The organism is Staphylococcus lugdunensis (genome assembly GCF_001558775.1).
Lineage (GTDB): Bacteria > Bacillota > Bacilli > Staphylococcales > Staphylococcaceae > Staphylococcus > Staphylococcus lugdunensis.
In genome coordinates this window covers 539399-564916 of sequence record NZ_CP014022.1, presented here as the reverse complement: position 1 = coordinate 564916, position 25518 = coordinate 539399, and the positions used below count along the sequence as shown (strand labels likewise).

The following is a 25518-nucleotide window of genomic DNA, read 5'->3' as shown; positions in this document are numbered from 1 at the left end:
GCAATATCATGGCATTCGAAGGATTGTCCGAGCGATTGCAAGCCACGATGCAAAAAATGCGTGGTAAAGGAAAAGTAACAGAAGCTGATATTAAAACAATGATGCGTGAAGTACGACTCGCATTGTTAGAAGCAGATGTTAACTTTAAGGTTGTAAAACAATTTATTAATACTGTGTCAGAACGCGCATTAGGCTCAGATGTCATGCAGTCATTAACGCCTGGTCAACAGGTAATAAAAATAGTCCAAGATGAGTTAACACAGCTCATGGGTGGTGAAAATACGACGATTAAAATGGCAAACAAACCACCAACTGTAGTGATGATGGTAGGTTTACAAGGTGCAGGTAAAACAACTACTGCTGGTAAATTAGCCCTTTTAATGCGTAAAAAATACAATAAAAAGCCAATGCTTGTAGCAGGAGACATTTATCGTCCAGCTGCTATAGATCAGTTACAAACAGTGGGTAAACAACTAGATGTTCCAGTATACAGTGAAGGTGATCAAGTTAAGCCACAACAAATTGTTGAAAATGCTTTAAAACATGCCAAAGAGGAACATTTAGATTTTGTCATTATCGATACAGCTGGTCGTTTGCATATCGATGAAGCATTAATGAATGAATTACAAGAAGTTAAAGCGATTTCTAAACCAGATGAAGTCATGTTAGTTGTCGATGCAATGACAGGTCAAGATGCAGTTAATGTAGCACAATCATTTGATGAACAGCTAGATGTAACTGGTGTGACATTAACAAAGTTAGATGGGGACACACGCGGTGGTGCAGCGTTATCTATTCGTTCAGTGACACAAAAACCAATTAAATTTGTCGGTATGAGTGAAAAAATGGATGGACTAGAGCTGTTCCATCCTGAACGTATGGCTTCACGTATTTTAGGTATGGGTGATGTTCTAAGTTTAATAGAAAAAGCGCAGCAAGATGTTGATCAAGAAAAAGCGAAAGATTTAGAGAAAAAAATGCGTGATTCCTCATTTACGTTAGAGGATTTCTTAGACCAATTAGATCAGGTGAAAAACTTAGGACCGCTAGATGATATTATGAAAATGATTCCTGGTATGAACAAGATGAAAGGTATGAATAAGTTAAATATGGACGATAAGCAAATTGACCATATTAAAGCAATTATTCAATCCATGACGCCAATGGAAAGAGCAAATCCTGCAACGTTAAACGTATCACGTAAAAAGCGAATTGCCAAAGGTTCTGGACGTTCATTACAAGAGGTCAATCGTTTAATGAAACAATTTAATGATATGAAGAAAATGATGAAACAATTTACTGGTGGTGGCAAGGGTAAAAAGGGTAAACGTAGCCAAATGCAAAATATGCTAAAAGGTATGAATTTACCATTTTAAACCCATTAAAATCAGTCTGGAAATAAATAATTGTTAACAAGTTGAAGCAGGCAATTTCTATTAATTTTCAATAGAAATTGCCTGCTTTTTTTGTAAAAAGAAAACCATACGCTATGCGTATGGTTCAGAAAAGGTTCTACCATTGTCACAAAAAATGCATCTCTTCGTACTAGAATTAATATTGGTCAGCCAACCAAAATAATCAACACGAGGAGATGCTATTTAATGTCATCCGACACAAACAGTTTAGCACATACAAAATGGAATTGTAAGTATCATATCGTCTTTGCTCCTAAATACAGAAGACAAGTGATATATGGAAAAATAAAAAAAGATATTGGAATGATTTTGCGTCAATTGTGCGAAAGAAAAGGCGTAGAGATAATTGAAGCAGAGGCATGTAAAGATCATATTCACATGTTAGTTAGTATTCCGCCAAAAATAGGTGTATCATCATTTGTTGGCTATTTAAAAGGAAAAAGTAGTTTAATGATATTTGATAGACATGCCAACTTGAAATATAGATATGGAAATAGAAAGTTTTGGTGCAAAGGATATTATGTAGATACTGTAGGTAGAAACAAAAAAGTAATTGAAAATTATATACGAAACCAATTACAAGAGGATATCGTTGCAGATTAAATCTCAATGGAAGAATACCTAGATCCGTTTACAGGAGAAGAAATTAAAAAAAGAAAGAAAAAATAGTAACCCTTTAGGGTTGCTGGAATAGTAGTGCAGTTGGCTAACTTATCAGTGCCCTTTTAGGGCTGGCCAGTATGAAAGGCTTATAGCCGCAGAACAAACCACCCGTTCACACGGGTGGTTTTGATTATATTAACCGCTATTAAAACAATGTTCAGTGCTTTTAACTACTATCATAGGAGCATAAAGACGATTTTTAATTTCAAATCATTTTATGCGCTTATTTTGGAATTATGTCCCCATTTGTAATCTTAGTATGTTTTTTTAGCCAAAAAGTAATAGCATCATGTATAATTGTAAACACGAAATTATTTATAGTTAACAATATGGTGATGATAATGATTGAAACAATGACAAAAATAACGCAATATAGTAAAACACAACCTCATAATCGTGCATTAATCATAAATAATAATCATTTAACATATAAAGAACTTAATCATAAAATAATACAAGCATGTGGTGAGATGCCTTACTCGATACATAATAAAAGAATAGGCTTAATGCACCCATCGTCAATGGTGAGAATAGTACATTATTTTATGGTGCATCAACTTGGAGGTATTCCAGTAATGATGAATTCGCAATGGCATCAGTCTATGGTTGCTGATGTAACAACTCAATGTCATATTGATATGATTATTGATGCATCAGGCTATCATAAAACGGAATACTATGATGATGATACGCTAATACAACAGCCTAATCAGTTATTGCACATTGGTTTTACTTCAGGGACAACAGGGTTACCAAAAGCTTATTACAGAAATGAACCTTCTTGGATAGCGTCTTATAAAATGAACGAAACACTCATCAGTCAAAATCATGATGTTTTAGTGGCACCTGGGCCAATAGAGCACTCATTAACACTTTACACATGTATGTATGCACTTTATAGTGGGCGTACTTTTAGCGGGCAAGATGATTTTGATGCTAAGCAATTAATTCAATCACTTGAATCCACAAATCAGGCAACAATGGCCTTATTTGTTGTACCTACCATGTTGTCGACAATCCTTACTTATGACTTGTCGCATATTTCAATAGGCATGATATTGAGCAGTGGCGCAAAATTATCTACATCACTTTATCATCGTATTCAAGATACAATGCCATCGGTTGATGTTGTAGAATTCTTTGGTACTTCTGAAGCTAGTTTTATCAGTTATAATTATAACCGTCATGCGCCATTAGATTCGGTTGGAAAGATATGTGAAAGTGTTGATATAAAGTTGACACACATAGATAAACAAGGCATTGGTATGTTATCCATTAATAGTAAAATGGCTTTCAGTGGCTATATAGATCATACAAACTACAATCATATTGATTGGCTAGAGACGGGAGATTTTGCTTATGTGGATAAACAAGGCTTTCTCTATTTGATGAGTCGGCACAATGAACGTTTAATCATTGGTGGTAACAATATTTATCCGGCACGTATTGAACAGCTGTTACATAATCATCCGGATATAGATGAAGCAATCATCATTGGTAGACCGCATGCTAAATTTGGTGAAGTAGCAGTTTTGCTTTATACGGGAGAGGTTGCATTAACTTACCAAGACATTCGACAGTATTTAATTTCAAAAGTGACAAGATATGAAATACCTTCAATCGTACAACGTGTTAAAGAAATGACTTATACAGAAAGCGGTAAAATAGCACGGCATATGATGCAAGAAAAATACATAAAAGGGGAATTATCTACATGAGAGAAGCCGTTATTGTTGCAGCCAAACGCACAGCATTTGGTAAGTATGCGGGTCAACTTAAACATTTAGAACCAGAACAATTATTACTTCCACTATTTCAATTTTATCAGAATAAATATCTCAATATATGTGGTCATATTCAGGATGTTATCATTGGTAATACAGTAGGGAATGGAGGTAATGTGGCACGTAAATCATTGTTGACGGCAAATTTAGAATACGGCATACCTGGTTTAACATTGGATCGCCAATGTGGTTCGGGGTTGGAAAGTGTCATTTATGCATGTCGGATGATTCAATGTGGTGCAGGGTCAGTTTATCTAGCTGGTGGCGTTGAAAGTACAAGTCGTGCGCCTTGGAAAATTAAAAGGCCACAATCAGTTTATGATACCAACTTACCGCAATTTTATGAGCGTGCTTCTTTTGCACCTGATAATCAAGATGTTTCAATGATTCAAGCGGCTGAAAATGTAGCGCAACATTATCATATAAGCCGTGATGAACAAGATGAATTTGCTTTTCGCAGTCATCAGAAGACTGCATCCTTTTATCAAAACGGTAAAATTAAGAAAGAGATTGTTCCGATTCACTCAAAAGGACAAACTTTTGCGCAAGATGAAAGTTTAAAACCACGATTAACACCAGCTAAATTTAGTCGATTTAAGCCACTTTTGCCAGGAGGAACTGTAACTGTAGGAAATAGTTGTATGAAAAATGATGGTGCAGCTTTGATATTGGTCTTAGAGAAACAACTCGCAAAACGATTTGGATTTAGCGAAGGACTCGTCTTTAAGCAAGCTGTAACAAAAGGTGTTGATCCAACCATGCTAGGCATTGGTCCAGTTGCTGCTGTCCAACAATTATTATCACAAACGCGTTTTTCTATAAATGATATTGATACATTTGAAATTAATGAGGCATTTAGTTCACAGGTATTAGCTTGTCAGCAACAATTACATATACCTATAGATAAACTCAATATTTGGGGAGGTGCGATAGCGACTGGTCATCCATACGCAGCGAGTGGTGCAGCGCTAATAACACGCTTATTTAATATGGAAGATAAGATGACGAGCATTGCTACAATGGGCATTGGAGGAGGAATGGGTAATGCGGCCCTCTTACAACGAGAACATTTTTAAAACCATTCAATTTATTGAAGCGGATGTACGTGCATATTGCGCTTTATTCCAACAACAATATACCGGCAAAGTACCTGTATTGATGTGTGCACAACTATGGCCTAATTTTGATTTATTTAGCCAGTTTCTTAACGATAAAATCATATTAACTGAAACTCGTGTGGCTAAAAATAAAGAGTTAATTGTCGATCAGTCATACCATGCACATTTAACGTGTATATCACAACGTCAAATCAAGAATATTACAAAATATCAGTTTTGTTTACAGCTTACTATACAAGGAGAGGTATGTGTTGAAATTGAGCAAACCTTTATTAAAGAAGGTGGTAGCGGTGCAGTTTGATTCAAAGATGGTACACACATATTTAAGGCTTGTTCATGATAAAAATCCATTACACTCACATATTGTGCCAGGACAACTTGTTTGTGAATATATTTTTCAAAATTATCAACTGACATGGTCTTCCTTCAAAGTAAAATATCAACGACCTATTCAGATTAATGAAAAATTATATATACAAAAAGAGCAGCAATCGGTAAAAGTATTCAATCAACAACACGAACTAAAATTAATCATTTATAATAGACTTTAATAAGCGATGGTATTGAGATAATATTATCTTCAAATTTAACAGATGATTTAAGCTTTATGATAACAACACTTTTAATAGCACATTGGTCAAAAAAGTGAGATACATTTATAGAGTTAAAAATGGTAAAGAAAAAACTCTTTACAAAGTATAACAGACCTGTTAATATTTATTCTTGTAGAAAATAAATATTGAAATTTAAAGGAGCGTTTTATCAATGGCAGTTAAAATTCGTTTAACACGTTTAGGTTCTAAAAGAAATCCATTTTATCGTATCGTAGTAGCAGATGCACGTGCACCACGTGATGGACGTATTATCGAACAAATCGGTACTTACAATCCAGCACATGTTAATGCACCAGAAGTTAAAATCGATGAAGAATTAGCATTAAAATGGTTAAAAGATGGTGCAAAACCAACAGATACAGTTCATAATATTTTATCAAAAGAAGGTATTATGAAAAAATTTGACGAACAAAAACACGCTAAATAATTAGCTTGTACTATAATTGCTGAATTTTATAAAGGCCGGGACAAACATAACTGTCTCGGCCTATTTTAAAAAGGTAAAAGTATATAGTTAGCGGCATTCATAACTTTAATGACCGAGGGAGCGAAGATAATGCAAGTTGAAGTTGGACAGATTGTAAATACGCATGGTATTAAGGGCGAAGTAAAAGTAAAATCTCATTCTGATTTTACAGATACGCGTTTTCAACCAGGAGAAGTATTAACCTTAAAGCACAATAACGACAATGTTGAGTTAACAGTGACATCATATCGTATTCATAAAGGCTTCCACATGCTAAAATTTGAAGGATTTGATAATATCAATGATGTTGAATCATTTAAAGGTGACTATTTGTATCAAGAGCGAGATCATGAAGGCATTGAATTAGCAGAGCATGAATTTTATTATTCTGACATCATAGGATGTACGGTTTTTAATGGAGAAATACCTATTGGGCGTGTCACAAATATTATTGAAACCGGTGCGAATGATGTCTGGGTAGTAAAAGGCGATAAGGAATATATGATTCCTTATATTGCTGATGTAGTTAAAGATGTTGATATTGAAAATAAAACGATTATGATCACACCGTTAGAAGGGTTGTTAGATTAATGAAAATTGATTATTTAACGTTATTCCCCGAAATGTTTGAAGGCGTGCTTAACCATTCGATTTTAAAACGTGCACAGGATAAAGGAATCATCAATGTGAATACAATTAATTTTAGAGATTATGCAGTCAATAAACATAATCAAGTTGATGACTACCCTTTTGGTGGTGGGCAAGGTATGGTGCTGAAGCCAGAACCTGTGTTCAATGCAATGAAAGATATTCAGCATAATGATGAGACACGTGTTATCCTGATGTGTCCTCAAGGGCGTCCATTTACACAAAAGATTGCGCAAGAACTAAGCTCGACTGAGCATATTGTCTTTATTTGTGGTCATTACGAAGGATATGATGAACGTATTCGAGAACATCTTGTTACAGATGAAATTTCTATGGGTGATTATGTCTTAACAGGTGGTGAGCTACCAGCTATGACTATGACGGACGCTATTGTGCGCTTAATTCCTGGTGTCCTTGGTAACCAACAATCTCATCAAGACGACTCGTTTTCAGATGGCTTACTAGAATTCCCGCAATACACGCGTCCAAGAGAATTTCAAGGTATGACTGTACCCGACGTATTATTATCAGGAAATCATGCACACATTGAAAAATGGAGACACAAACAAAAACTTATACGCACATATCTTAAGCGTCCGGATTTATTAATGGCTTATCCTCTAAGTGAACAAGATAAAGAAATAATAGAAAGCTTTAAAAAGCAATTGAAAAAAGGCTGACCATGTGCTAACATAGTTTAAGTGTGAAAAGACACTAAAAATCACTATGATCCGCTGCTATACTTTTGTCTAGGCAAGAACATAGGTTGAAGGAGAGAAATTATAATGAGTAATCATAAGTTAATTGAAGCAGTAACAAAATCACAATTACGTACAGATTTACCTTCATTCCGTACAGGTGACACTTTACGTGTACACGTACGTATTATTGAAGGTTCACGTGAACGTATCCAAGTTTTCGAAGGTGTTGTAATTAAACGCCGTGGTGGAGGAATTTCTGAAACATTTACAGTTCGTAAAATTTCTTCAGGTGTTGGTGTGGAACGTACTTTCCCATTACACACGCCAAAAATCGAAAAAATCGAAGTTAAACGTCGTGGTAAAGTTCGTCGTGCTAAATTATACTACTTACGTAATTTACGTGGTAAAGCTGCTAGAATCCAAGAAATTCGTTAATCAGCATATCGAAAGTAATGATAAGACAAGGGTTAGTGTAATGCTTGTCATATACAAGAACTTCCAACCTCATGTATGGTTTGCAGAGGCTGGAAGTTTTTCTCTTTGAAATAGGCTATAAAAGTGCTCATAGAATAAAAAGTCACAGATACATGTTAATATTTAGTCCTATAATAAGGAGCGGAACAGACTTGATTATGAATCTGTGCCGCTCCTTATAAATTTTAGGTTTTCTGTCCCGGTTTGTTATACTTTTCTTTTAACCCAAAAACGAAATGCAATACTTAAAATTATTCCAAGTATACTCATGATGAAAAGTAAATGCCAGTGTGGAGGTGTATAGGTTAATCTGATATGTGTGTCTCCTTTGTTAACTGGAATTGCTGTCATAATACCATTCACTTTCTTAACATCTTCGTGGCGACCATTTACAGTAGCCTTCATGCCATCTGCATAAACCATAGGGAGAACGACATAGCCAGATGTTGATTTTGATTTCGAAATCGTATAACCGTTTTTATTTTCTTTTACACTAACAGCTTTTAAGTCTTTTGCTGATTGTTGCAAGGACGAGTAATCTTCGCCATATATTCCTTTAACTGATAAGCGATAAGTTCCTTGAGATAGATGTATATTTAGCTTATCAGACGCTTTTACACGCATCGTGACGGGTGTAACAAAACGACGATATTTGTATGTTAATTCATTACGATCTTGCGCATATTCATTTACACCAACTTCATGATTTTTATCAGGTGTGAGCAACTCAACATCCATTTCAACATATAAATCTTTATATTTTTTAGCTACGTTTTTAGGTAAGGTATACGTAACGCCACCGTTATTTTTATCTACTTTTAAATGAGAATGATTTTGCCAAGTTGCATTATGAGTAGACCGCTTTGCTTCATCTATTAAATTTTGATTAGCTTTAAACGCTGTGTTTGCTTTAATTGAACCATCGCTAGGGACGATGCCTTGTAACATGGCTTGCTCTCTATCTAACGGTGATTTTAAATCTGACGCATTAAATACTTTATTTGTTACATGAGTTGCAGGATAATTTATTGTGTTTTTAGAATGGATTAATGTATCATTACCGTTTTTAATAGTGTCTATCTTTTTAAATCCATAGGGTATATTGAGATCATTTGGATGTCTAAAACGATCTTGAACATTCCAGAGTGCTTCTAAATTCGCACGATTACTCAAATAACGATATGTACTATTTTTATCAACCGGCATATTGATTTGCATAAGATGATCATAGTAGTTTAAGATACTTCCATCAAAAATACTTGAATATAAGGATATGCCGTTATAATGATAAATAAATGGTGAGTTTAAAGCATAGAATGACATATAATCAATACGATGTAGTGGATTGTTATTTTTGTGATTAATCTGCTGAATTACTTTTGCAAGCTTCGTATTATAATAACTTGGATCTGTGATCGTTGACATCGTCGTTGAGTATGGACCTATCGTACGTTTACTTGATTCAATTGTCATCACGACTTGTTGAACAAAGAAGATGACAACGATACCAAGTAAAACCAATGGATGATAAAGCCATTTTTTTCTCCAAACTAACAAGGCTAAGATAATAATAAGTATGAGTGAGATTAGCATCCAATTGACAAAATGTTCCGCAAATAGATATCGACATAAGCCAAAGATAAATACAGGAATAGCAGTAAAGCAATACTGTTTTATCGATAATTCTGATATATGTTGGATATATAAAGCCATTAAAGCACTTGTTGAAAGCACTAAGAAGTATACCCAACGCCTTTGAGGCAATGAAAAGCCATTAAATGCGCTATCAAAATATTGTGTTAATGATCCGATTAATAAAAACCAAGTGATGATCGCGAATAATTTATAATAATAATGCTTATACAACTTGAAGCTTAACAAAGCGACAAGTGCAATAATCGAAATTGTGATGTAAAAGCCATTAGAAAAAATATAATAATTATCCTGTGTTAAATCAGTAAACAGACTGATTTTAAAATCAGAGTTTTGTTGTCTGTCATTATTTAAAAAGGATGATACTCCCGTATAAAAGCCAATGATACTTGAAAATAGTGCTAGTATCGTACCAAACATAAGTAGATAAAACTTTTGCCAACGTGTAACGATATCATAGCGATATTCAAAAATAATACGTAATAAGAAATATATTCCTAAAACAATCGCTTGATAATAACTAAAATAGAAATTAGAAAATAATGTTATAGCTATTGCGACGATAAAAACGCCTATCTTACCACGTTGAAAAAATCTTTCCATCCCCCACAATGAGAGTGGTAAAAAAATTAATAAATCTCCATAAAATGACCACGTGAAATTATAATAAAGACCAACAGTTGATGCGCCATATAAAATCGTGGCTATCATCAAGGGTGCTTGTTTTAATTTTAAATATCTAAAATAATAAAATGCACAAATAAATGTCAATAGTGAACGACCTAAAGCAACAATAAGTTGATTGAATGGCCAAAATCCAATGACATGAGGATTCCAATGTAATAAGCGTTCGCCCAACCATATCATGATAAAGTTACACCACATTGTTGGCGATAGCGAATAATAATAGGCAAGACTTTTAACATAATCGCCACCCAAACCAAATGAGTGATCATAAAATCCTTTTAATTGTGTGTAATGTTCATATAAATACATTTGAAAAGGCATCATTTGTCTAAAACCATCACCAACACCACTAAATACATATCCCTTACTTATCCAATCTTTAATAAAAGGAAAATAAATGATTAGTGTTGCTATAAATGAGATTAAAGTGATCATTACAAATGTCTTCATCGCTTGAACAGTTCTTTTTTGCATCACGTTATTCCTCATCTTTCCTTTTTTTAGTGAAAATACGTGTGATCATTATGCTACAAAGGATACTTATTGATGATAACAGCAGCATGACTATCCAATGTGGTGGTAAATATTTAATGATAATTGAAGTTGTACTTTTCTTAACAGGAATACCTGTCATCATGGTGTTTACTCTGATTGGATTGATACGTTTACCATCTACATACGCCATCATACCTTTACGATAAGGTATATTAACAACCGCCATTCCTTGTGAATGTGGAGCTAAAGTAATACGAACGCCATCGTGAATATCTTGATAACGATGGTCAAAATTAGCTTGACGATGCGTCTGAACTAACTTATGATAATTTTCACCATGTAACGAAATTAACTTCATATCAAATGTACCAGAAGGTGTGAGCTGAATGCTAATATTACCATTCTCATCAGGTTGCGTGCGATACAATTGTGTATTGACGCCTGTGCGATACGTAGATTGATTATACAATCTGTGATTAACATAACCATTGATAGCTACACTATAATTACTATCGGGTTGACCACGTTTAATATACATAGTGAGATAAAAATCAGTGTAATGTTGACGTATTGATTTGGGTACATGTAATTTAATCATGCCACCTTGTTGGCTGTTTACTTTTATATGTTTATTAGATAAGCATTGAATATGTTGGGATGATTGTGAAACTTTATTTAATAAATTTTTACTGTGCTTACGATAATTGTTTCCACCATTATGTACAATGACACCATCTAACATGGCATGTTCTCTATCAATCGAAGTTTTTATTGACTGGTCATTATAAAGATGGTTGGTCACTTTCACTGCAGGTAAATTCAATTTATTTTCATATATGGCATATTGTCCACTTGATTTTATCTTTTGAAAATAGGCAGGTAAATTATTTTGATAATCTTTTAACATCATATAACGAACAGAGAATAAACTTGCAATATTTTGACGTCCATTAGTAGATTGATAACGACTTAATGATTCTTCGGCTAAATTAATTTTCAAGTCATCATAATATAAATCTAAAATATTATGATGAAAAATACTTGAATACAGACTTAAGCCTTTAAACTTCTGATACATAGGTGTATTATCTTGCTCATTGACACGCCAATCAATACGCTCCCATGGCTCTTTTGTATGTGTCATATATGATAAAAGCTGCCGTTGTAACTCAGAATTGTATAGGCTAGAATGGATATACATATTATTCGCACGCTGTTCGTGATCTTTAAAATAAATTTGATTTTTAATAAAAACAGCAGAAACAAGAATACTTAATGAAATAATGGAAAATACATAAATCTGCTTTATTATTAAACGTGATGTAGCATCTTTTATGATTAAAGTGAATAGTCCAATCAAAGAAACTATGGGCACTAAAACTAACCAAGGGACATATTGATGATAAACAATGACGCTAATAAAAACAGCTGATTGTGCTACAATATTTGTCCATATATACGTTTTTAAACGAATTGTACTAAAATATTTTATAAACAGTCCGATAACCATCGCAGAATTAAACGCTAGTAAAAAATGCCAACGTTTTTGCGGTGCCGAAAAACCATTAAATATTTGATCTACGATAGGCATAAAATTAAAAAGGATAGTAATACACGTTAAAAATGCAAAAAGTCTAAAATAATAGTGCTTATATAGCTTAAATGTTAGCAATGCTTGTATCGTGATAAATAACAAGATGATTAAGTAATTGTCAATAAAGATATTATTATTAATATTTAAAGATTCGAATACAGGAACATGATCTTTATACGGAATACGGCGATTGTTAATATAACTTTGAGCACTATAATAAAACATAAATAAGGCATTAGCTAAACCTAGAAACGCGCACAATACAGATAACCATAAAGCTGTTATGCGTTTCATCCTATCATCTTTATGTGGAAAGGTGATGCGAATAAGCAAATAACCTGCACCAATGAGTAAAAAGTAATAGGCGAAATAAAAGTTATTTATCATGATGATGGTAATGGCTAAAATTAACAGACCTATCTTTTTTTGTTGTAGCATGTGTTCGATTGCATAAAGTAATAAATGTAATCCGATAAATACATCACTAAAAAATGGCCAATAGACAGTAAAACGATAATACAATGGTGACATAACAAAGAGAAAAGCAATTAAACTACTGTTCACTCGATGTTTAACAATTCGCATACTAAATAAATATGTAACAAGCATCGCAATTGTAGCTTTGACAATTGATATAACAATTGCATTTATGGTCCAAAAAGTAACATTTCCGGTAGGTAACGATACTATTAAGTTAGTAATATATATTATGATGGCATTTATAATGAACAATAAATTAGTTGAAAAATAGTAACTTAAATCGCTAAAAAAGTCTCCTCCTAGACCAAAGTCAGTAGCATAGAAAAATTGACCTTGACTCCATTTGTCATACAGATACATTTGCATTGGAATCATTTGTTCTATGCCATCATTTGGACCAGTAAACAAAATACCATCGTGAATGAAGCGGTAAAGAATATATGTATGTCCAATAATAGCAAGTGTTAAAAATAGCATAATCATGAGTAACTTTTTTGTCATAACTTAGCCTCGATTAAGTCAATTTGTTATTGTCTTTTTGTGACTCTGTTTAAATTGTAGGGGATGCTGGTTACGATGAAAAGTATTTGTACTTAGGAGTATGCATTTAAACATAACATTAAATTTTTACTATTACAGTTAAATTCTATAAAATAAAAGTGATAGTTGACATAAATTCTTTCTCAATGTTGGGAAGCACTGTGAATATACAGTATAATCAAACAGTTAACAATACATAGGAAGTAAGGTGACAATGATGGCAATACAATGGTATCCAGGACACATGGCAAAAGCAAAAAGGGAAGTGACGGAACAACTAAAAAAAGTAGACGTGGTGTTTGAATTAGTAGATGCAAGAATACCATATAGCTCAAGAAATCCAATGATAGATGATGTCATCAAACAAAAGCCACGTGTGGTTATTTTAAACAAAAAAGATATGACTAACTTAAAAGAAATGTCAAAGTGGGAACACTATTTTGTTGAACAAGGATTCTATCCAGTTGCTGTAGATGCAAAACATGGTAAAAATTTAAAAGGTGTTGAAGCAGCAGCGATCGAAGCAACCAAAGATAAATTTGCGAAAGAACAAGCTAAAGGTCTTAAACCAAGAGCAATAAGGGCAATGATTGTAGGCATACCAAATGTAGGGAAATCGACATTAATTAATAAACTCGCGCGCAAAAATATTGCGCAAACAGGTAATAAACCAGGTGTTACAAAGCAACAACAATGGATTAAAGTTGGAAAAGTATTGCAATTACTTGATACACCAGGTATTTTATGGCCAAAATTTGAAGATGAACTTGTAGGTAAAAAGCTCAGCTTAACAGGTGCAATCAAAGATAGTATTGTACATTTAGATGATGTAGCTATCTTCGGACTTAATTTTCTTATCCAACATGATATCGAAACATTGCGCCAACATTATCATATTTCTGTAGAAGAAGACGCAGCAATTTTGGAATGGTTTGATGCAATTGGACGGCGTCGAGGATTATTACAAAAAGGAAACGAAGTCGATTATGAAGCAGTAATTGAATTGCTCATTAATGATTTACGCAATGCCAAAATGGGTACCTACTGTTTTGATTTATATTCAGAAATGAAAAGGGATATTGCACATGAAAATAACGATTAAAGAAGCTAAAGCGCAGTTAAATAAGGTAACAACATTAGAAGCACTTTCAAATCATGCTTTACACCTTGATGAACGTAAAGGTATACAGCAAGCAATTCGTGTTAGACAGCGCCAACTTGAAAAAGAGTTAAAGTTAGAGCAGGATTATCAGAGAATGATGAAGTATGAACAAGAAATATTGCAGCAACAACCAGACGCTATAATATGTGGTATCGATGAAGTAGGTCGAGGTCCATTAGCTGGGCCAGTAGTTGCATGTGCGGTCATTTTAAATGCAAATCATCATTATTTAGGATTAAATGATTCAAAGAAAGTTTCGGCGGTCAATAGAGCACAGCTGAATCAAGATTTAATGGCTAATGTTAGGGGTTATGCCTATGGAATTGCTTCAGCAGCTGAAATTGATCAATTAAACATCTATAGAGCAACGCAAGTAGCGATGCAACGTGCTATTAATCAACTACAAGTTCGTCCAACACATTTATTAATTGATGCAATGTCAATAGATAGTACGATTTCACAAACAGCTATCATCAAAGGAGATGCCAAAAGTGTATCCATTGCTGCAGCGAGTATTATGGCAAAAGAATATCGTGATCATTTAATGCGTGACTACGCACAAGTATATCCACATTATGGATTTGATAAAAATGTAGGATATGGTACAAAAGCACATTTAGCAGGTTTAGAACAATATGGTGTCACACCTATACACCGAAGAACCTTTGAACCAGTTAAATCTATGTTATAATTATTAGAATTTTAAATAAATTGCAAAAAGTAAATGACTTACAGTTTACAATAGCGCTTTCATTTTTTATAATTGAGTAGAACTTAACCTAAGAAACAGGAGGATGGAAGATGAATATCCACGAGTATCAAGGTAAAGAAATATTTCGTTCTATGGGCGTAGCTGTTCCAGAAGGACGTGTCGCATTTACTGCTAAAGAAGCGGTGGAAAAAGCGAAAGAATTAAATTCAGATGTATATGTGGTTAAAGCACAGATCCACGCTGGGGGTAGAGGTAAAGCAGGTGGTGTTAAAATTGCTAAATCACTTTCTGAAGTTGAAACATACGCAAATGAATTATTAGGTAAACAATTGGTAACGCATCAAACTGGTCCAGAAGGTAAAGAAGTGAAACGCTTATATATAGAACAAGGTTGCGATATTCAAAAAGAGTATTATGTCGGTTTTGTTATTGACCGTGCAACCGATCGTATCACTTTAATGGCTTCTGAAGAGGGCGGTACTGAAATTGAAGAAGTAGCTGCAACAACACCAGAAAAAATCTTTAAAGAAACGATTGACCCAGTGGTAGGTTTATCGCCTTACCAAGCGCGTCGAATTGCATTTAATATTAATATTCCTAAAGAATCTATCAACAAAGCTGCAAAATTTTTAATTTCTTTATATAACGTATTTGTAGAAAAAGATTGTTCTATTGTGGAAATTAACCCATTGGTAACAACTGGAGACGGTGAAGTATTAGCTTTAGATGCTAAAATTAACTTTGATGATAATGCATTATTCAGACATAAAGATATTCAAGAATTGCGTGACTTAGAAGAAGAAGATCCAAAAGAAATCGAAGCATCTAAATATGACTTATCATACATCGCATTAGATGGAGATATCGGTTGTATGGTTAACGGTGCTGGTTTAGCAATGGCAACAATGGATACAATTAATCATTTTGGTGGAAATCCAGCTAACTTCCTAGACGTAGGTGGCGGTGCTACGAAAGAAAAAGTTACTGAAGCTTTTAAAATCATCTTAGGTGATGACAATGTTAAAGGTATCTTTGTAAACATTTTCGGAGGAATTATGAAATGTGACGTTATTGCAGAAGGTATTGTAGCAGCAGTGAAAGAAGTAGAATTAACTTTACCATTAGTTGTGCGCTTAGAAGGTACGAATGTTAAACGCGGTAAAGAGATTTTAAATGATTCAGGTTTAGCAATCGAGCCAGCAGCTACTATGGCTGAAGGTGCTCAAAAAATTGTTAAGCTTGTTAAAGAAGCGTAAGGAAAGGATGGGAACACTAAGATGAGTGTATTTATAGATAAGAATACTAAAGTAATGGTGCAAGGTATTACAGGGTCTACTGCCCTTTTCCATACAAAACAAATGCTTGATTATGGTACACAAATTGTCGCAGGGGTAACACCGGGTAAAGGTGGACAAGTTGTTGAAGGCGTACCAGTATATAACACTGTAGCTGAAGCTAAACAAGAGACAGGTGCTAACGTATCTGTAGTATACGTACCAGCTCCATTTGCAGCAGACTCTATTTTAGAAGCAGCAGATGCCGATTTAGATATGGTAATCTGTATCACGGAACATATTCCTGTAGTGGATATGGTCAAAGTGAAACGATATTTAGAAGGCAGAAAAACGCGTCTAGTTGGACCAAACTGTCCAGGCGTTATTACTGCTGATGAATGTAAAATTGGTATTATGCCAGGCTATATTCATAAAAAAGGTCATGTTGGTGTCGTATCACGGTCTGGGACATTAACTTACGAAGCAGTTCATCAATTAACTGAAGAAGGTATTGGTCAAACAACTGCTGTAGGCATTGGTGGTGACCCAGTTAATGGAACAAACTTTATCGATGTACTTAAGGCATTTAATGATGACGAAGAAACTAAAGCGGTTGTTATGATTGGTGAAATCGGTGGTACTGCGGAAGAAGAAGCAGCAGAATGGATTAAAGCAAATATGACTAAACCAGTTGTTGGTTTTGTTGGTGGTCAAACGGCCCCTCCAGGAAAACGTATGGGACATGCTGGTGCAATTATTTCAGGAGGAAAAGGAACTGCAGCTGAAAAAATTAAAACATTAAATAGCTGTGGCGTGAAAACAGCTGATACACCATCTGAAATTGGTACAACATTAATTGCAGCTGCTAAAGAAGCAGGCATTTATGAACAATTATTAACAATAGATAAATAACTGTCTAATAAAGATAATATTTGATTAGCAGATAGATGACTAATAAGCCATCTATCTGTTTTTTTGTTGGGCATTTTTTAATTAAATATGTATATGTATTAATTTTTGAATATATAGTAATATATATATATATATATAATGATAATTAAGAAGGTGCAGCATGAATTTTACAACTTTGACTTGTGAGGAGTTTAATACCTATGTATCAAAACACTTCTCACATTATACTCAATCAATACAACTATATGAATATCGTAAGCAGCAGCATAAAGGCGTTCATCTCGTTGGTGTGAAAAATATTTATGGGGAAGTTATAGCAGCATGTCTATTAACAGAAGCACGGGTACTCAAAATATTTAAATATTTTTATAGTCATCGTGGACCTGTGATGGATTATAATGACTTATCGCTTGTTAAATTTTTCTTTAAGCATCTTACGCGCTACCTAAAGAAACAGCGTGGTTTATTTGTTCTTATTGACCCTTATATTTTAGAAAATATTCGTAATGCAGAGGGGGAAATTATTCATACGTATAACAATGAAAAGTTGATTGATACGATGCATCGTTTAGGATATGAACATCAAGGTTTTAGCGTTGGATACTCCGATATGAGCCAAATTAGATGGCATTCAGTACTTAATTTACAACAAAAATCTGAAGATCAATTGTTAAAAGAAATGTCGTATCAAACAAGATGTAATATTAACAAAACCTTTGAAATGGGTGTTGAAGTCATTACCTTACCTATAGAAGAGACGGATAGATTTTATCGATTGTTTAAAATGGCTGAAGAAAAACATGGCTTTAATTTCAGAGAAGAGTCATACTTTGAAGAAATGCAAAAGATTTATCATGACAATGGATATATTAAATTAGCGTATATCAATTTAGCTGATTATTTGACGCGGCTTGAAAAACAACGACAAAAATTAATAGTATTATTAAACGATGTAAAAGAAACTTTAGAAATTAATCCAAATTCTAAGAAAAGTAAAACAAAATATCAACAGTTAACACAACAATTAGCGAGTATCGATAAAAATATTGCTAAAACTCAAGATTTACAACAGGAAGATGGTAATATTCTTGATTTAGCAGCTGCATTATATGTCTATAACAATCATGAGATGTATTATTTATCAAGTGGTTCAAATCCTAAATATATCCAATATATGGGGGCATATCGTTTACAATGGGATATGATTTGTTTTGCCAAGTCTCATCATATTCATCGTTATAATTTTTATGGTATAACAGGTGATTTTAGTTCACAGGCGGAGGATTATGGTGTGCAACAATTTAAAAAAGGCTTTAATGCGTTTGTAGAGGAATATATTGGCGATTTCATTAAGCCTTTGCGACCATGGTTATATAAATTCTATTCAAGAAAATAGGACAATTTATAAAATGGACTAGAATTAAAATAAGCTTATTATAAGCGCATTTTCAATCCGGTCAACTACTGCCAATATTTAGTTAAGAGCCTAAAACACAATCATTAAGTTTTAGGTTCTTCTTTATTTACAAGACTTTGAATTATCGACTTGTATAGAAGATAGCCGCACCCCAACTTGCTTTGTTTGTCGAATTTCATTTCGAAATTCTCTTTGTTGGGGCCCCACCCCAACTTGCTTTGTTTGTCGAATTTCTTTTTGAAAGCCTCTTTGTTGGGGACCCTTTAAATAAGGCCTTTTTGTCTCATTTATAAACTAAATGAATGAGGTGTTTTATGAATAAGAGTCAATATAGGCTGCCAATAGAAACTTCAATTTTAATACTTTCAAATGATGTTTCATATCATATTAACTATATTGTGGAGATAATATTGAAGAAAAGGTTTTGGCATCACAATTTTAATCTGTTACTTTTATTTTTAGACTGTTTATTTTATGTAGATGCATCACAATCAGTCATTTAAATAGAAGAAACTGATATAGAAATAAGCATTTTTACTTGTTTCAATTAGATTAAATTAAAGCTAGAATTGTTAAACAATTGAGATATAGATTGTTGCATTGGCAAGTTATAATGAGTAAAAAAGGAAGTGGCCTAGTGGACGATATTGTTTTATTAAAATTACGTTATAGTGGTATACAAGCGCCTCAATTTCAACGGCTTATACATGCGTACCCTAACTTTTTATCATTTTCAGAGGATGATTTACTTAATTTATTATCGAAGACAGAAATTAAAAAATGGTTCGGAGACATAGCTGCACAATACAAACGGATTTCTGAAGATTATATTTTAACATCATTATACGATGCCTCTGTCAAATTTATCACTATCAATAGCCAATGTTATTCTACCTTATTAAAAGAAATTTATGATTTTCCACCAATCCTATTTTATCGTGGTGATATTTCACTCCTTAATTCAAACACTACATTAGCCGTTGTCGGTTCTCGTAAAGCCACAAGTTATTCCTACAAAGCTTTAGACTTTTTATTTAGCCAATTTAATCGTCGCTTCACGATTGTTTCAGGTTTAGCCAAAGGAGCCGATAGCATGGCACACGAATTAGCTATACAACACCATCATGCGACAATCGCAGTGCTTGGATTTGGACATCTCACACATTATCCTAAAGAAACATATATTTTACGTCAAAAAATTGAAGCTCATCACTTATCAATCAGTGAATATTTACCTTTCGAACCAGTAACGAAATATCATTTTCCACAACGAAATCGCTTAATAAGCGGTATTTCTAAAGGTGTACTGATTACCGAAGCTGAAAAACGTAGTGGTAGTCAGATTACAATCGCACATGCACTTGACCAAAATAGAAATGTTTATGTTCTTCCAGGAGATCTATTTAATCCACTTACACAAGGTAATTTATATCGTGCACGAGAAGGAGCGTGTATTGTTACAGGAGCTGAAGATATTTTAATGGATTATGATATTAATAAAGTTTTTTGAAATTATTAAATAATGTGTGCGCAGATAGAAAAAATATAGTATCTTAATTTATGCAATTTTTTTAACAATATCGTTATAAAATGAAAAATAGAACATTAAAAGATTGACAAAAACAAAATTAAGCGTTTATCATTTATCTTTAGTAATTAGTTCAGCGAGGGGGAAATCACTTTGGCAGATAATTTAGTCATTGTTGAATCGCCTGCAAAAGCAAAAACCATTGAAAAATATCTAGGTAAAAAATATAAAGTTATCGCTTCAATGGGACACGTACGTGACTTACCACGTAGCCAAATGGGCGTGGATGTTGATGATAACTTTGAACCGAAATATATAACGATACGCGGTAAAGGGCCGGTAGTAAAGGAATTAAAGAAATATGCGAAAAAAGCTAAAAAGGTTTTTCTTGCTAGTGACCCCGACCGTGAAGGTGAAGCGATTGCTTGGCATTTATCAAACATATTAGAACTTGAAGATTCAAAAGAAAATAGAGTCGTATTTAATGAAATTACAAAAGATGCGGTGAAAGAAAGCTTTAAACATCCACGAGATATTGAAATGGATTTAGTTGATGCGCAACAAGCACGACGTATTTTAGATCGACTTGTAGGATATAACATTTCACCTGTATTGTGGAAAAAGGTAAAAAAAGGATTGTCAGCAGGGCGTGTACAATCTGTTGCTTTAAGATTAGTCATAGACCGTGAAAATGAAATTCGCAATTTCAAACCAGAAGAATATTGGACAATTGAAGGTGAATTTAGATATCAAAAATCCAAATTCACGGCTAAATTTTTACATTATAAAAATAAACCATTTAAATTACAAAACAAAGATGACGTTAATAAAGTAACTGCTAAATTAGATGGTGACCAGTTTGAAATAACAAATGTGAATAAAAAGGAAAAAACTAGAAATCCAGCACAACCTTTTACAACTTCAACATTGCAACAAGAAGCAGCGCGTAAATTAAATTTCAAAGCGCGTAAAACAATGATGATTGCACAACAATTATATGAAGGTATAGATTTAAAACGGCAAGGTACTGTTGGTTTAATCACATATATGCGTACAGATTCTACTAGAATATCAGACGCTGCTAAAAATGAAGCTAAATCATATATTACAGAGAATTATGGCAGCAATTATGTATCTAAGCGTCAAGCCAAAGGTAAACAGGGGGACCAAGATGCCCATGAAGCAATTCGTCCTACAAGTGCAATGCGTACGCCTAATGAAATGAAATCATATTTATCAAGAGATCAACATCGTTTGTACAAATTAATTTGGGAACGTTTTGTTGCAAGCCAAATGGCCCCAGCGATACTTGATACCGTTGCCTTAGATGTAACGCAAAATGACATTAAATTTAGAGCGAACGGTCAAACGATTAAATTTAAAGGCTTTATGACATTATACGTAGAAGCAAAAGACGATAAAGAAAATGATAAAGAAAATAAATTGCCAAATCTTAAAGAAGGAGATAAAGTTACTGCAACTCAAATAGAGCCAGCACAACACTTTACTCAACCACCTCCACGTTATACCGAAGCTAGATTAGTCAAAACGTTAGAAGAATTAAAAATTGGTCGACCTTCAACATATGCGCCAACAATAGATACAATCCAAAAACGTAACTATGTCAAATTAGATAGTAAGCGTTTTGTGCCTACAGAATTAGGTGAAATTGTCTATGAACAAGTGAAAGAATACTTCCCTGAAATCATTGATGTTGAATTTACAGTTAATATGGAAACATTATTAGACAAAATTGCGGAAGGCGATATGAAGTGGCGCAAGGTTATTGATGACTTTTATAATAGTTTTAAACTAGATGTCGCTAGAGCAGAAAAAGAAATGGAAAAAATAGAAATTAAAGATGAACCTGCTGGCGAGGATTGTGAAGTATGTGGGTCTCCAATGGTCATTAAAATGGGGCGTTATGGCAAATTTATGGCATGTTCTAATTTTCCAGATTGCCGTAACACTAAAGCGATTGTTAAAACAATTGGTGTTACATGTCCAACTTGTAAAAAAGGCGATGTTGTTGAAAGAAAATCTAAGAAAAATCGCATATTTTATGGTTGTTCTAATTATCCAGAATGTGATTTTATTTCATGGGATAAACCAATTGGAAGAGACTGTCCAAAATGTGAGCATTATTTAGTAGAGAAGAAAAAAGGACGCAGTAGTCAAGTAGTTTGTTCTAATTGTGATTATCAAGAAGAAGCTCAAAAATAGTATTATCAATAAAGCCTTAAAATAAAGTATGGCTAAAATAGGAGGATTGAAATGACACAAACAGTCAATGTGATTGGTGCTGGACTTGCAGGTTCTGAAGCTGCGTATCAATTAGCCCAACGCGGGATTAATGTCAATTTAATAGAGATGAGACCAGTGAAACAAACACCAGCGCATCATACAGATAAATTTGCTGAACTCGTGTGTTCCAATTCTTTACGTGGAAATGCATTAACAAATGCGGTAGGCGTGTTAAAAGAAGAAATGAGAAGGCTTGATTCGTTAATAATTAAAGCAGCGGATCAGGCTAAAGTCCCTGCTGGGGGTGCATTAGCAGTAGATAGACATGATTTTGCTGGTTATGTTACCGACGCATTACGCAGTCATCCCAATGTAACTGTATTAAATGAAGAAATAACACAAATTCCTGACGGGCATTCAATTATTGCCACCGGACCATTGACAACTTCAAGTTTAGCGCAAGAAATCGTTAATATAACTGGTAAAGATCAACTTTATTTTTATGATGCTGCTGCACCTATCATTGAAAAAGATTCAATTGATATGGACAAAGTATACTTAAAATCACGTTATGACAAAGGTGAAGCTGCTTATTTAAATTGTCCGATGACTGAAGAAGAATTCAACCGTTTTTATGATGCGGTATTAGCAGCAGAAGTTGCGCCAGTTAATGAATTTGAGAAAGAAAAATATTTTGAAGGATGTATGCCATTTGAAGTTATGGCAGAACGTGGGCGTAAAACATTACTATTTGGTCCAATGAAGCCGGTTGGGTTAGAAGATCCTAAGACTGGGAAACGCCCATTTGCAGTTGTGCAACTCAGACAAGATGATGCCGCAGGAACGCTCTACAATATTGTAGGGTTCCAAACGCATTTGAAATGGGGCGCACAAAAAGAGGTTATTCAATTAATTCCAGGATTAGAAAATGTTGAAATTGTAAGATATGGTGTAATGCATAGAAATACTTTTATTAATTCGCCGGATGTACTCAATGAAAAATATGAACTTATTGGGAATGAACACATACAATTTGCTGGTCAAATGACTGGTGTTGAAGGATATGTTGAAAGTGCGGCGAGTGGTCTTGTTGCTGGCGTCAATTTAGCACATAAATTACTTGCAAAAGGTGAAGTGATTTTCCCTAGAGAAACGATGATTGGTAGCATGGCTTATTATATTTCGCATGCGAAAAATGACAAAAACTTCCAACCAATGAATGCTAATTTTGGCTTATTGCCGGTGCTTGAAAAGCGTATAAAAGATAAAAAAGAGCGGTATGAAACACTTGCAAACCGTGCATTAGAATATCTTGAAAAGTATAAAAAAACATTATAATTTATACAAAAACAAGTCTTAAATTGTAAACTAATTTTGACAAATTCTCAAAAAATTTTGAATAAAATATCAAATTATTTTAGCCCCCTTCATGTAATATGCTACAATGCATATGATGGAGGGTATTTTTGTTGAACGAGATTCAGAAAGCGTTTTTATATATGTTAAAAGTAGAAAGAAATTTCTCCGACCATACGATTAAGTCCTATCATGATGATTTGATGCAATTCAATGAATTTTTAGCACAAGAGATGTTGACTTTATCAGCGTTTGAATATAAAGATGCTAGAAATTACTTGAGCTACTTGTATAATAAAAATTTGAAAAGAACAACAGTTTCACGCAAAATTTCGACGTTGCGTTCGTTCTATGAATATTGGATGACACAGGACGAAACTGTTATTAATCCATTTGTGCAGTTAGTACACCCTAAAAAAGAGCAGTACTTACCACAATTTTTTTATGAGGCAGAAATGGATGCACTTTTTGAAACGGTATTACACGATGCTAAAAAGGGATTACGTGATCGAGTAATATTAGAATTGCTTTATTCTACTGGAATGCGTGTTTCAGAACTTGTCCATATTAAGAAAATGGACATTGATTTAACATTGCCAGGAGTTAAAGTGCTAGGAAAAGGGAGCAAAGAGCGTTTTCTTCCTTTTGGAGAGTTTTGTAAGCAAAGCATAGAACAATACTTATTAGAATTTGGTCCTGTAAAACAGAATGACCATCCATTTTTATTAGTAAATATGAATGGACAACCGATAACTGAACGTGGTGTGCGCTATGTGTTAAATGATATTGTAAAACGTACGGCGGGTGTTACAGACATACACCCTCATAAACTACGCCATACCTTTGCAACGCATTTGCTTAATCAAGGCGCAGATTTACGGACAGTTCAGTCTTTATTAGGACATGTTAATTTATCGACGACAGGACGATATACACATGTTTCAAAAGATCAATTACGAAAAGTGTATTTAAATGCTCATCCTAGAGCAAAAAAGGAGCGTAATTAAATGAGTACATCAATACATGCAACAACAATATATGCTGTAAGACATAATGGTGAAGCAGCAATGGCTGGGGATGGCCAAGTGACGCTAGGGCAACAAGTCATCATGAAACAAACAGCACGAAAAGTTAGACGGTTATATGATGATAAAGTTTTAGCAGGATTTGCTGGAAGTGTCGCGGATGCCTTTACCTTATTTGAAAAATTCGAAACTAAATTACAACAATTTAGCGGTAATTTAGAACGTGCAGCTGTTGAGCTTGCCCAAGAATGGCGTGGTGATAAACAACTACGCCAATTAGAGGCAATGTTGATTGTTATGGATAAAAGTGGCATTTTAGTGGTGAGTGGTACAGGAGAAGTTATTGCACCTGATGATGACATTATTGCGATTGGTTCAGGTGGCAATTACGCATTAAGTGCTGGTCGCGCATTAAAACGCCATGCAGCACATTTGTCTGCTAAAGAAATGGCTTATGAAAGTCTTAAAGTAGCATCTGACATTTGCGTCTTTACTAATGATAATATCATTGTTGAAACACTATAAAAATAATACTACACATGATTTGAGTTAAATT

At 34.0% G+C, this 25518-nt stretch carries 21 protein-coding genes and 1 pseudogene; 20 read left to right on the top strand and 2 right to left on the bottom strand.

The window, feature by feature from the left end:
* Positions 1-8 precede the first annotated feature (8 nt).
* From ffh to rplS, 10 genes and pseudogenes are all read left to right on the top strand, one after another.
* Positions 9-1376 carry a signal recognition particle protein gene (gene ffh, locus AL499_RS02680; RefSeq protein WP_002459312.1) on the top strand — a complete coding sequence of 456 codons (1368 nt, stop codon included), beginning with the start codon at positions 9-11 and terminating at the stop codon, positions 1374-1376.
* A 225-nt stretch (positions 1377-1601) separates the two neighbouring features.
* Positions 1602-2015 (top strand): annotated as a pseudogene (tnpA, locus tag AL499_RS02675) (IS200/IS605 family transposase); the annotation flags it as partial.
* A 416-nt stretch (positions 2016-2431) separates the two neighbouring features.
* Positions 2432-3796 carry an AMP-binding protein gene (locus tag AL499_RS02670; protein WP_235605119.1) on the top strand — a complete coding sequence of 455 codons (1365 nt, stop codon included), beginning with the start codon at positions 2432-2434 and terminating at the stop codon, positions 3794-3796.
* Positions 3793-4938 (top strand): acetyl-CoA C-acyltransferase, encoded by a 1146-nt coding sequence (locus AL499_RS02665; RefSeq protein WP_002493073.1) that lies wholly within the window; start codon positions 3793-3795, stop codon positions 4936-4938. Before AL499_RS02670 ends, AL499_RS02665 begins: the two co-directional genes overlap by 4 nt.
* Positions 4907-5281, top strand: coding sequence for a hypothetical protein (locus tag AL499_RS02660; RefSeq protein WP_002493076.1), 375 nt, complete (start codon positions 4907-4909; stop codon positions 5279-5281). Before AL499_RS02665 ends, AL499_RS02660 begins: the two co-directional genes overlap by 32 nt.
* On the top strand, positions 5271-5531 hold the full coding sequence (locus AL499_RS02655; protein WP_002459308.1) for a hypothetical protein: 261 nt from the start codon (positions 5271-5273) through the stop codon (positions 5529-5531). The genes AL499_RS02660 and AL499_RS02655 overlap by 11 nt, the downstream gene beginning before the upstream one ends.
* Before the next feature lie 214 nt (positions 5532-5745).
* A complete protein-coding gene (rpsP, locus tag AL499_RS02650) occupies positions 5746-6021 on the top strand; it encodes a 30S ribosomal protein S16 (protein ID WP_002459307.1) in 276 nt (91 codons plus the stop codon).
* A 129-nt stretch (positions 6022-6150) separates the two neighbouring features.
* The gene (rimM, locus tag AL499_RS02645; RefSeq protein ID WP_037540673.1) at positions 6151-6651 is read left to right on the top strand and encodes a ribosome maturation factor RimM; all 501 of its coding nucleotides are present in this window, start codon (positions 6151-6153) and stop codon (positions 6649-6651) included.
* Positions 6651-7388, top strand: coding sequence for a tRNA (guanosine(37)-N1)-methyltransferase TrmD (gene trmD / locus AL499_RS02640; RefSeq protein WP_002459305.1), 738 nt, complete (start codon positions 6651-6653; stop codon positions 7386-7388). Before rimM ends, trmD begins: the two co-directional genes overlap by 1 nt.
* 105 nt (positions 7389-7493) lie before the next feature.
* Positions 7494-7844: a 50S ribosomal protein L19 gene (gene rplS, locus AL499_RS02635; protein ID WP_002459304.1), complete on the top strand. Its 351-nt coding sequence runs from the start codon at positions 7494-7496 to the stop codon at positions 7842-7844.
* 246 nt (positions 7845-8090) lie between these two features.
* On the opposite strand, the gene AL499_RS02630 is transcribed toward rplS, so the two are convergent.
* Together AL499_RS02630 and AL499_RS02625 are read right to left on the bottom strand one after the other, a co-directional pair.
* Positions 8091-10697: a YfhO family protein gene (locus AL499_RS02630; protein ID WP_002493078.1), complete on the bottom strand. Its 2607-nt coding sequence runs from the start codon at positions 10695-10697 to the stop codon at positions 8091-8093.
* Positions 10698-10701: 4 nt separating this feature from the next.
* Entirely contained in the window at positions 10702-13293 is a 2592-nt protein-coding gene (locus AL499_RS02625; protein WP_002493075.1) for a YfhO family protein, read from the bottom strand.
* A 256-nt stretch (positions 13294-13549) separates the two neighbouring features.
* Here AL499_RS02625 and ylqF point away from each other — a divergent pair, with 256 nt between their 5' ends.
* From ylqF to hslV, 10 genes are all read left to right on the top strand, one after another.
* The gene (gene ylqF / locus AL499_RS02620; protein ID WP_002493074.1) at positions 13550-14434 is read left to right on the top strand and encodes a ribosome biogenesis GTPase YlqF; all 885 of its coding nucleotides are present in this window, start codon (positions 13550-13552) and stop codon (positions 14432-14434) included.
* On the top strand, positions 14418-15185 hold the full coding sequence (locus AL499_RS02615; RefSeq protein WP_002493079.1) for a ribonuclease HII: 768 nt from the start codon (positions 14418-14420) through the stop codon (positions 15183-15185). Before ylqF ends, AL499_RS02615 begins: the two co-directional genes overlap by 17 nt.
* A gap of 110 nt (positions 15186-15295) precedes the next feature.
* The gene (sucC, locus tag AL499_RS02610) at positions 15296-16462 is read left to right on the top strand and encodes an ADP-forming succinate--CoA ligase subunit beta (protein ID WP_002493081.1); all 1167 of its coding nucleotides are present in this window, start codon (positions 15296-15298) and stop codon (positions 16460-16462) included.
* Positions 16463-16483: 21 nt separating this feature from the next.
* On the top strand, positions 16484-17392 hold the full coding sequence (gene sucD / locus AL499_RS02605; protein WP_002478289.1) for a succinate--CoA ligase subunit alpha: 909 nt from the start codon (positions 16484-16486) through the stop codon (positions 17390-17392).
* 160 nt (positions 17393-17552) lie between these two features.
* The gene (locus tag AL499_RS02600) at positions 17553-18788 is read left to right on the top strand and encodes an aminoacyltransferase (protein WP_037540675.1); all 1236 of its coding nucleotides are present in this window, start codon (positions 17553-17555) and stop codon (positions 18786-18788) included.
* Positions 18789-19422: 634 nt separating this feature from the next.
* The gene (gene dprA / locus AL499_RS02595; protein ID WP_051002514.1) at positions 19423-20319 is read left to right on the top strand and encodes a DNA-processing protein DprA; all 897 of its coding nucleotides are present in this window, start codon (positions 19423-19425) and stop codon (positions 20317-20319) included.
* Positions 20320-20484: 165 nt separating this feature from the next.
* Positions 20485-22560 (top strand): type I DNA topoisomerase, encoded by a 2076-nt coding sequence (gene topA / locus AL499_RS02590; RefSeq protein WP_172412355.1) that lies wholly within the window; start codon positions 20485-20487, stop codon positions 22558-22560.
* 51 nt (positions 22561-22611) lie between these two features.
* Complete coding sequence (gene trmFO / locus AL499_RS02585; RefSeq protein WP_002459294.1) at positions 22612-23919, top strand: FADH(2)-oxidizing methylenetetrahydrofolate--tRNA-(uracil(54)-C(5))-methyltransferase TrmFO; 1308 nt, start codon at positions 22612-22614, stop codon at positions 23917-23919.
* 131 nt (positions 23920-24050) lie between these two features.
* Positions 24051-24944: a tyrosine recombinase XerC gene (gene xerC / locus AL499_RS02580; protein WP_002491833.1), complete on the top strand. Its 894-nt coding sequence runs from the start codon at positions 24051-24053 to the stop codon at positions 24942-24944.
* Complete coding sequence (gene hslV / locus AL499_RS02575; protein WP_002459292.1) at positions 24945-25487, top strand: ATP-dependent protease subunit HslV; 543 nt, start codon at positions 24945-24947, stop codon at positions 25485-25487. It abuts the gene before it with no gap.
* The last annotated feature ends 31 nt before the right edge of the window (positions 25488-25518 follow it).